Source organism: Streptomyces dysideae (assembly GCF_001514305.1).
GTDB lineage: Bacteria > Actinomycetota > Actinomycetes > Streptomycetales > Streptomycetaceae > Streptomyces > Streptomyces dysideae.
Genome location: NZ_KQ949168.1, coordinates 1 through 1,748, shown reverse-complemented (window position 1 = coordinate 1,748; position 1,748 = coordinate 1). Strand labels below are relative to the sequence as shown.

At 68.6% G+C, this 1,748-nt stretch carries 1 protein-coding gene and 1 pseudogene; one reads left to right on the top strand and one right to left on the bottom strand.

All coding sequences use genetic code 11. From position 1 onward, the window contains the following. Positions 1–103: 103 nt before the first annotated feature. Entirely contained in the window at positions 104–1,033 is a 930-nt protein-coding gene (locus AQJ91_RS48140) for an oxidoreductase (RefSeq protein ID WP_067036720.1), read from the bottom strand. A gap of 137 nt (positions 1,034–1,170) precedes the next feature. On the opposite strand from AQJ91_RS48140, the pseudogene AQJ91_RS48135 reads away from it, so the two are divergent. Then, positions 1,171–1,748, top strand: a pseudogene (locus AQJ91_RS48135) (LLM class flavin-dependent oxidoreductase); the annotation flags it as partial.

Below are 1,748 nucleotides of genomic sequence, written 5' to 3'. Positions count from 1 at the left end.
ATGGCGATGGCGATGGCGGGCACGATAAATGTCCTTCCGGGAAAAGTGGTCAGGTGGTGAAATCGGGCCGGCCCTGGAGGAGGGCTGAAGTTGACAGCCCGCGTCAGGATGGGGTGGCGAGGGCGTAGCGGATCCCGGTCAGCTCCTCGGACAGCTCCCACAGCCGGCGTGCGGTGTCCGGGTCTTGGGACGCGTCGCTGGGACGGACCGTCGTGGGATGTCCGCGGGATTCCTTCCAGCCGTCGGGACCGTAGAGCTCTCCGCCGCGGGCATGCGGCGCGGTCGCGGCGTACAGCTGGGGCAGCACGCCCCGCTCGACGTTTTGGAAGAGCAGGGTCTTGGCGAGCGCGCCGGTCACTTTGAGCATGCCGGTCGGGCCGGTGGACATCAGGTTCGTGGCCGTGAACCCGGGATGGGCCAGCAGGCTGCGGACCGGACTGCCCGCGGCGCGCAGCCTGCGATCGAGTTCCAGCCCGAACAGGACATTGGCGAACTTCGACTGGTAGTAGTACGTCACCGGTGCGTATATCTGTACGCCGGTCAGGCCGTCGAAAAAGATCTCGCCACTGTGGTGCGCCAGCGAGGTGACCGTCACCACCCGGGGATCGCTGCCCGCCTGCAACAGGTCCAAGACCAAGCCGGTGAGGGCGAAATGGCCCAGGTGATTGCTGGCGAACTGCGACTCGCGCCCCTGCGGGGACAACTGGCGGGGCACCGCCATCAGCCCCGCGTTGTTGACCAGGACGTCCACCCTCAGCCCGTCGGCGTGGATCCCGTCGGCGAACGCGCGCACCGAATCCAGGTCGGCGAGGTCCACGTGGCGCACCTCGAGGCTCGCCCCGGGATGGGCGTCACTGATCTCCGCGGCGGCTCGGCGCCCCTTGGTCTCGTTCCGCACGGCCATCACGACGTGCGCGCCACGGCGGGCCACGTGCCGGGTGGTGGCCAGCCCGAGGCCGCTGTTGGCCCCGGTGACGACAAAGGTCCTTCCGGCCAGATCCGGGATCCGGTCAGATGTCCACTTGCCCTCCATCACGCGACCCAGCACGTCTTTAATGTCTCAGCGTGTCAATCAGATCTCAGTGTGACGCCAGAGCTTGCCTTCGTATGCACTCCACCAACCAGCGTCGCTCGTGAAGGACCGCTGGGTGCAGGCGGACGGAGACGGACATGCGGCTGGGCGTGCACATCAATCGGTTCAACCACCCCGGAGGCGGCCCCGCGCCCGGCTTTGAACTCGCAGTGGCCAATGTCGCCGCCGAGGCAGCGGGCACCCATCGGCTCACGGTCATGGACCACTACTCACCCTCGGTTTCCTCGCCGCCCACACCTCCACCGTCCGCCTCGGCGCACTCGTGACCGGCGTCACATACCACCACCCCGAACTGCTCGCCAAGATCGCCACCACGCTCGACGTCCTCTCCGGCGGCCGGGCCCCCTCGGCATCGGGGCGGCCTGGTACGACCGCGAGCACGAGGGTCTCGGGGTGCCGTACCCAGCGACCGCCGAGCGGTTCGAGCGGCTGGAGGAGACTCTGCGGATCTGCCTCCAGATGCGGGACCCAGGCAACAACAGGCCCTTCGAGGGCACGCTCTACCGGCTCGCCGAGACCCTCTGCGTCCCAGCGCCCGCCAGCTCACCGCGCCCGGAGATCCTGATCGGCGGGGGCGGTGAGCGGAAGACCCTGCCTCTGCTCGCCCGGTACACGCACGCGTACAACCTGTCCGCCAGCACCCCGGAGGAGGTCG

Coding starts and splice junctions, on each gene's coding strand:
- AQJ91_RS48140 (WP_067036720.1), bottom strand. CDS start 1,033: ATGGAGGGCAAGTGGACATCTGACCGGATCCCGGATCTGGCCGGAAGG.